Source organism: Streptomyces yerevanensis, from assembly GCF_000716805.1.
Taxonomy (GTDB): Bacteria; Actinomycetota; Actinomycetes; order Streptomycetales; family Streptomycetaceae; genus Streptomyces; species Streptomyces flaveus.
Genome location: NZ_JNWJ01000135.1, coordinates 1 through 6,779, shown reverse-complemented (window position 1 = coordinate 6,779; position 6,779 = coordinate 1). Strand labels below are relative to the sequence as shown.

Below are 6,779 nucleotides of genomic sequence, written 5' to 3'. Positions count from 1 at the left end.
GCGACAGCTGGTCGGCGTCGCTGCGGACGAACAGGTCGATGCCGCGCACGCCGCGCTGTTCGTCGCTGGGTGCGGGCATCCACACCGTGGTGTTCACCAGCACTCCACCGGGACGGATCAGGGCGGGCAGCGCGGCCAGCTCTGCGCCGGGTCGACCGGCGCGAGGTTGAGCACGACGTCGACCGGCTCGGTCACCGCCGCGGTCACCTCGGTGGTGCTGTGATCGATGATCTCGTCGGCACCCGCCGTCTTGACCTGCTGGCTGCTGCGCGGGCCGGCGGTGGCGATGACGTACGCGCCGGCGTTCTTGGCCAGCTGCACGGCGTAGCCGCCGACCGCTCCGCCCGCGCCGTTGACCAGCACGCGCTGACCAGCCGTCAGCTTGGCGTGGTCGAACAGCGCCTGGTACGCGGTCAGGCCCACCAGCGGCAGCGCTGCGGCGTCGGCCAGCGGGACGCTCTTGGGCGCCGCCGCGAGGATCTCGGCCGGGGCGATGACGTACTGCGCTGCGGCGCCGGGCTTGTCCATCGGCAGGAAGCCGACAACCTGGTCGGCATGAAGCCGCCGCGGATGTTGCCGTCGACGGAGTTGAACGCGGAGTTGAACGACGTCGCGGCGACGCGGATCCGGACCTCACCGGCCCCGGGGACGGGCTGCTCCACGTCCTCGTAGCTCAGGACGCTCGGGTCGCCGTACTCGTGGAAACGCACTGCCTTCATGGGAAACCCTTGTCTCTCGATATGCGTGAGGTGCTGCGCTTTCGAAGCACCAACTTCGATGTGTGAGCCGACCGGCAGCCGGCGAGGCCAGGCGCCTGCGGATGCCAGGGACCGGAGTTTTTCGTGGCTCGGTGAGCCGAGCATGGTGGAGAAGATCAACAGTTTCTGGCCCTGCTCCGGATCCACCAGCCGCTGGCAGTACGACGTGAACTCGAGGAGGTGGCCGAGCTGACTGGTACGTCGGTCGATTACTGCAGCCGGATCGCGCAGCAGTGTGGTCCGGCCGCAGGGAAGTCCGACGTCCTCCGGCTGCAGCACCTCCCGGCGTACCCGAAGTTAGTCGGCCGGCAGTACCCGATTCATCTCGTCCTCCCGTGCTCGACTGATCAAGCATCGCGTGAACCAGGAACCGGATGAAGGCCGTACTTATCCACGGACAAGTTGTCCGTGGCAAACCATGCGATGCAGGAGAGATGACCCGCCTGTCGTCCCACAGCACCAGATGTTCATTCCACGTCATCGGCAAGTGGCGGACGTCGTGCCGGTGCAGTCGGCTTTGGACCGGTGCGGTACACCCGAGGATGTGGAGGTTGTCGGACTCGGCGTCGGTGAGCTGCAGTGTGCTCGCGGTCCCGGCGCGAACGTCGCTCTACCTCGCGCGATCACCCGATCAGGAACCCCGTTCGACCAAGCCATCCCCGTGATCGATTAGCGGATGGCGTCTCAGCCCTTGAGGGCTTCCTGGAGGATGTGACTGTCGGCGACCTGCCGCATGCTGACGGCCTTGCCGTCACGGAGAGTCCACAGGTGGATGAACCGGACGTCGGCCTTGTCCCCGCTCTTGGTCTCGGCGTGATAGTGCCCGAACACGAAGACGTGGCCTTCGTCGTCCGCGTAGAACTCCTCGGGCCCCGCGCCGAAGGACGCGATGTTCGGCATCGGCGTGCCGAAGAAGTCCTTCGCCACCCTGTCCCAGCCGTGGTACACGCCGCTGTTCGGAAAGCCCGGGGTGATGTCCCAGACGAAGTCCGGGGCCATGACCTCCTTGATGACCTCGGGCGCCATTCGGGATTCGTAGACCCGGCGGATGAGGGCGAGGTTCGGGGAGTCGGACATGGTGCGCTCCTTGCGGGGATGGGGGAATCGGATACGGAAAGGAAGGCCTTGTGATCAGGCGGGGCCAGGCGGTAGCGGCGGCCCCGGACCCGCCGGGGATCGGGTATCCGCCCCAGCACTTCGGCCAGGGCGGTGAACTGCTGCGATTCCGGATCCGGGGAGGCGGAGTCGATGTCCTCGTGGTGGCGCTGCAGGACACCGATCAGGGAAGATGACACGCGAACGCGTCCCCTGTTCGTGATCAAAGGATTCGACAACCTTGATCATCAGGGGTCGCGTTCCTCGTTGCCGAACCGGGCGAACCCATCAGCCCCCGGGCTAGAGCAGGAGCTCGGGGGTGATGGGCAACTGGCGGATGCGCCGGCCTGTGGCATTGAAGACGGCGTTGGAGATGGCCGGCGTGACACCGACGCAGACGATCTCGGCGAGTCCCTTCACGCCGATCGGGTCGGCTATGCGGTCCTCGCCGCCCGCCAGGTAGATCGCCCTGATATCGGGTATGTCGGCATGCGTCGGAACGAGGTAGTCGGCGAGGTTGGCGTTGACGATTCGGCCGTCGCGATGGTCGGTGATCGTGTGTTCGAGCAGGGCCGCGCCCAATCCGCCGATCATTGCGCCGAGTGCCTGGCTGTCGGCGAGCGCGGGACTGATGATACGACCGGCATCGTAGATGCCCAGCATGCGCCGGACCCGCACCAGGCCGAGCCGGGAGTGCACGGCGACCTCCGCGAACGTCGCCGCGTAGGCGTACAGGGAGTACCTTGCGGGTCCTTCCGGCGGAGCCCATGAGCCGAGTACTTCGAGGTAGGCGGAGTTGTTGCGGGCCAGCAGGCTCTGGTACGTCTCTCCCCGCCCCGGGGCGTCCTTTACGTACAGTCGGCCGCCGCGCACCTCGACATTGGCGGGGTCGGCCCCGTGCAGCGGAGAGCCCTCGTCTCTGACGGCGAGGGCGATGGCCTTTTTCCGCAGCTTGTCGCAACCGTCCTGCACGGCGGATCCGACGCTCGCCATGGTCTGCGATCCGAAGTGTCCCGGGGCCGGAGGCAGGGTCGAGTCGCCGAGCCGAAAGATCACCCGGCGCATGGTCAGGCCCAGGGCGTCAGCGGCGACCTGTGTCATGGAGGTGGCGGTGCCGGGCCCCATGTCGCTGGTCCCGGACTGGACCAGGGCGGTACCGTCGGCATTCAGCCGCACGGAAGCCTGGGCCGCGGCGCGCTGGGTGTCATATACACCAGCGGCCATGCCCATGCCGAGGTGCCAGTCGCCGTCGCGCCTGGAGCCAGGTTTCAAGCTCCGCCGTTTCCAGTCGAATTCGCGGGCGCCGGTGGTGTAGCACTCGCGGAGACGGCGGGTGGAGAACTGAAGACCGTTGGACTGGTCGTCCACGGGTTCGTTGCGCAGACGCAGTTCGATCGGGTCCATGCCCATTTCATCGGCGAGTTCGTCCATCGCCGACTCCAGGGGGTAGGCACCGCTGGAGTATCCCGGGCCACGCATCCACGTCGGTGTGTTGACGTCCAGGGGGACGGACCGGTGGATCTGCTTGACGTTCGGCGTGCTGTAGAGGATCCGCCCGGGGACGAGAGTGTCCTCCAGGTGCGTTTCATAGCTGGATGTCTCGGAGTCGACGTCGTGCACGGCAGCGGTCAGACGGCCCCGCCGGTCGCTGCCCATCCGAAGCCCATATGAGTACGCGGGCCGGTAGCCGATCCCGAAGTACAACTGCTTGCGGGTGAGTACGAGTTTGACGGGACGGTTCACCTGGCGGGCGGCCATGACCGCGATGACGGAGTGCACCCAGGTACGGAAGGCGTTGCCGAAGGCACCGCCGAGCACGGGCGAGATGACATGAATGTTCTCCGGCGGTATCCCGAATTCGCCTGCCATGTTGAACGTGGCGAACTGGACCGCCTGGGTCTTCTCCCAGAGGGTGAGCCTGTCCCCGTCCCAGCGGGCGACGATGCCGGCTGGTTCCATCGCGTTGTGGTGCTGGCGGGCCATCCGGTACGCCAGGTCGAGCTGGACGTCGGCGGATTTCAGTGCCTGGTCCGCGTCGCCCCGTGCATAGGTCTCAGGGTCGTCGGCGGGAGGCGCCGCGCTCATGTCGGTCGAGGGGCGCTCGGCGTGGTAGGTGACCTGCATCAGGCTCGCGGCGTGCTGGGCGACCTCGAGCGTCGTGGCCACCACGACCGCGACGGGCTGTCCGAAGAAGCGCACTTGGTCGTCCTGGAAGGCCCTCAGCGGCTCGCCTGGTGGGTAGCCGTTACTTTCGACGGGCGGAAGCCTGGGCGCGTTGAGGTGGCTGATGACGGTAAGGACACCGGGCTGGGCGAGGGCGGGACCTGCGTCGACGGCGGTGATGCGGCCGCGGCCGACACTGCTGTCGACGATGACTGCGTGAACGACGCCGTCGGGATTGTTGTCGCCGGCATATTTGGCTTTCCCGGTGACCCGCAGCCGTGCGTCCACCCGGGCCACGGACGCGCCGACGGCGGCTTGTGGCTGGCTCATGAGGTGCCTCCGACGGTGCGCAGTTGCTGCTCGACGGTACGTTTGAGCAGCTCAACCTTGAAGCCGTTGTGCCTGAGGGGGTGCGTGCCTTCGGCCGCATGGCCGGCGGCCTTGTGCCACAGCCGGGCGGAGGGATGCTCGCCGATGAGGGCTTGTTCGACGGCCGGCAGCTTCCAGGGCACTGTGCCCACACCGCCGGCGGCGACCTTCGCATCGAGGATCGTTCCGCCGCGGATGTGGAGGGCCACCGCGGCCGAGGTCAGTGCGAACTCGTAGGACTGGCGGTCGCGGACCTTCAGATACCCGGACTTCAGCGGGCGGGGCAGGGCAGGAATCTCCACCGAAGTGATCAACTCACCTGGCTGAAGCGCCTGCTCGCGGTCAGGCGTGCTGCCGGGCTGAAGCAGGAAGTCCGTGATGGGGATGGTGCGCCTGCCCTTGTCCGGAGCCATCAGGTGGACGCTCGCCTCCAACGCGGCGAGCGCGACAGCCAGATCGGACGGATGTGTGGCCACGCATTGGTCGGAGGTGCCGAGGATCGCATGGCTGCGGTTGAAGCCGTTCAGTGCGGCGCAGCCGGAACCCGGCTCGCGTTTATTGCAGTCGGCGGTCACGTCCCGGAAGTACGTGCAGCGGGTGCGCTGCATCATGTTCCCGCCGATGGTGGCCATGTTGCGCAGCTGGGCGGAGGCGCTCAGCTCCAGCGCCTGGGAGATGACCGGGTAGCTGTCACGTATGGCGGGGTGAGCTGCGGCTTCCGCCATGCGGACCAAGGCGCCTATGCGTAAGCCGCCGTCCTCGGTACGGTCCACATCGTGCAGCGGCAGAGCGGTGATGTCGACCAGGACATCAGGGCGCTCCACGGTTTCGCGCATCAAGTCGACGAGGGTGGTGCCGCCGGCTATGTATCGGCCGCCGCGCCCACCGGCCTCGAGGGCTTCCGTGGTGTCGGATGCCTTGGTGATGGTGAAGGGGTGCATCGTCCACCTCAGTTCTGGCCCGCGGCCTGCTCGACCGCGCGAACGATCTTGATGTAACAGCCACAGCGGCAGAGGTTCCCGCTCATCCACTCCCGGATCTCGTCGGACGTTCCGGTGTGGCCTTCCTTGATACAGGCGACACCGGACACGATCTGGCCCGAGGTGCAGAAGCCGCACTGATAGGCGTCCTGATCTATGAACGCTTGCTGCAAGGGATGCAGTTGGTCGCCGTCTGCCAGTCCCTCGATGGTGGTGACCTCGGCGCCGTCCAGCCGGACGGCCAGGGTCAGACATGAGTTGACGCGGTGGCCATCGACCAGGACAGTGCAGGCGCCGCAGGCTCCGGCATTGCAGCCTTTCTTTGAACCGGTCAGGTCGAGGTGTTCGCGCAGCAGGTCGAGCAGAGAGGTGCGGTTGTCGACGGTGACACTGTGTCGGACGCTGTTGATCGACAGGTGAACGGTGCCGCCAGGAGGCCCTTCGGCGGCCACCGCCTCCCGGCCGCCCAGGGCAGTCGGCGCCGTGACCAGTCCGCCGGCGACGACGGCCCCTGAGACGGCCGTGGCCGTAGTGATGAACGTGCGCCGAGACGGTGCCGAAGTGGCCTCGGCAGTGAGAGATCTGTCAGGCTCGGGATTTTCGACGGACACGCTCACTCTCCTTCGCGTCAGGGTCAGAGCTGTGGGTCTTTTTCGGTGTGAGTTCGGGGGGCGGCGTGCCTGTTCCTCAGTTCGAGGGCTGCAGGATGGTCATGGCTGGTCCATCGGGGCCGGTGGGCGGCGATGCCATCGACCTGCTTCCCACCCTGCCTTGCACCGCTGCCCGGTCTTTGCGTCTGGCAGTGTTCACTCGTGCTCAGCACTGCTCACACCGATAGCGCCGGCGTTCTCGGCTGACTGGACACGCGCGGCGGGTGGATGGCTGTTTCCACATACGCCCTCCTGTGCTCGACTGATCAAGCATCGCGTGATCCAGAATCCGGATGAAGGCCGTACTTATCCACGGACAAGTTGTCCGTGGCAAACCATGCGATGCAGGAGAGATGACCCGCCTGTCGTCCCACAGCACCGGATGATCGTTCCACGTCATCCAGAGCGCTGCGGTGCTCCGAGGCGACGCCTCGCGCCACGAGCAGGGCGTCGAACTGGGCGGCGTCGCGCGGCCGCACGACGATTTCGGCGAAGAGCGGTGGCCGGTGAGAAGCAAGACGCTGCTCTGGGGAGGGAAGGGCTGGGACGGGTACAGCCGGTGGCGTTGTGCCAGGGGTGCTGCCCGGCCCGAGGACACGGAGTGGTCAGGTCTTGCGTGCGAGGGCTTCGCGGACTGCGGGTACGACTTCGGCGGCGAACGCGCTGATCTGCTGGCCGTGGTCTCGTTCGGGCCAGATGACGAAACCGTTCATGCCGACGGTGCGCACGAGTGTGACAAGGTGCTCGGTCCACTGGGCGGCTGG

At 66.9% G+C, this 6,779-nt stretch carries 6 protein-coding genes; 1 reads left to right on the top strand and 5 read right to left on the bottom strand.

The annotated features are described in order from the left end of the window. Positions 1–117 precede the first annotated feature (117 nt). Positions 118–528 (bottom strand): zinc-binding dehydrogenase, encoded by a 411-nt coding sequence (locus OP79_RS57850; protein ID WP_245685741.1) that lies wholly within the window; start codon positions 526–528, stop codon positions 118–120. A gap of 914 nt (positions 529–1,442) precedes the next feature. After that, the gene (locus OP79_RS48085) at positions 1,443–1,835 is read right to left on the bottom strand and encodes a nuclear transport factor 2 family protein (protein WP_033329563.1); all 393 of its coding nucleotides are present in this window, start codon (positions 1,833–1,835) and stop codon (positions 1,443–1,445) included. 50 nt (positions 1,836–1,885) lie between these two features. Between OP79_RS48085 and OP79_RS55815 the strand changes: the two genes are divergently transcribed. Beyond that, the gene (locus OP79_RS55815) at positions 1,886–2,050 is read left to right on the top strand and encodes a hypothetical protein (RefSeq protein WP_157857534.1); all 165 of its coding nucleotides are present in this window, start codon (positions 1,886–1,888) and stop codon (positions 2,048–2,050) included. Positions 2,051–2,153: 103 nt separating this feature from the next. On the opposite strand, the gene OP79_RS48080 is transcribed toward OP79_RS55815, so the two are convergent. From OP79_RS48080 to OP79_RS48070, 3 genes are read right to left on the bottom strand one after another with little or no spacing between them, the layout of a single operon-like run. Next, positions 2,154–4,346, bottom strand: a complete 2,193-nt coding sequence (locus tag OP79_RS48080; RefSeq protein ID WP_033329562.1) for a xanthine dehydrogenase family protein molybdopterin-binding subunit — start codon at positions 4,344–4,346, stop codon at positions 2,154–2,156. Continuing rightward, a complete protein-coding gene (locus tag OP79_RS48075) occupies positions 4,343–5,326 on the bottom strand; it encodes an FAD binding domain-containing protein (RefSeq protein ID WP_033329561.1) in 984 nt (327 codons plus the stop codon). Before OP79_RS48075 ends, OP79_RS48080 begins: the two co-directional genes overlap by 4 nt. A gap of 8 nt (positions 5,327–5,334) precedes the next feature. Continuing rightward, on the bottom strand, positions 5,335–5,976 hold the full coding sequence (locus OP79_RS48070; RefSeq protein WP_033329560.1) for a (2Fe-2S)-binding protein: 642 nt from the start codon (positions 5,974–5,976) through the stop codon (positions 5,335–5,337). Positions 5,977–6,779: the final 803 nt, after the last annotated feature.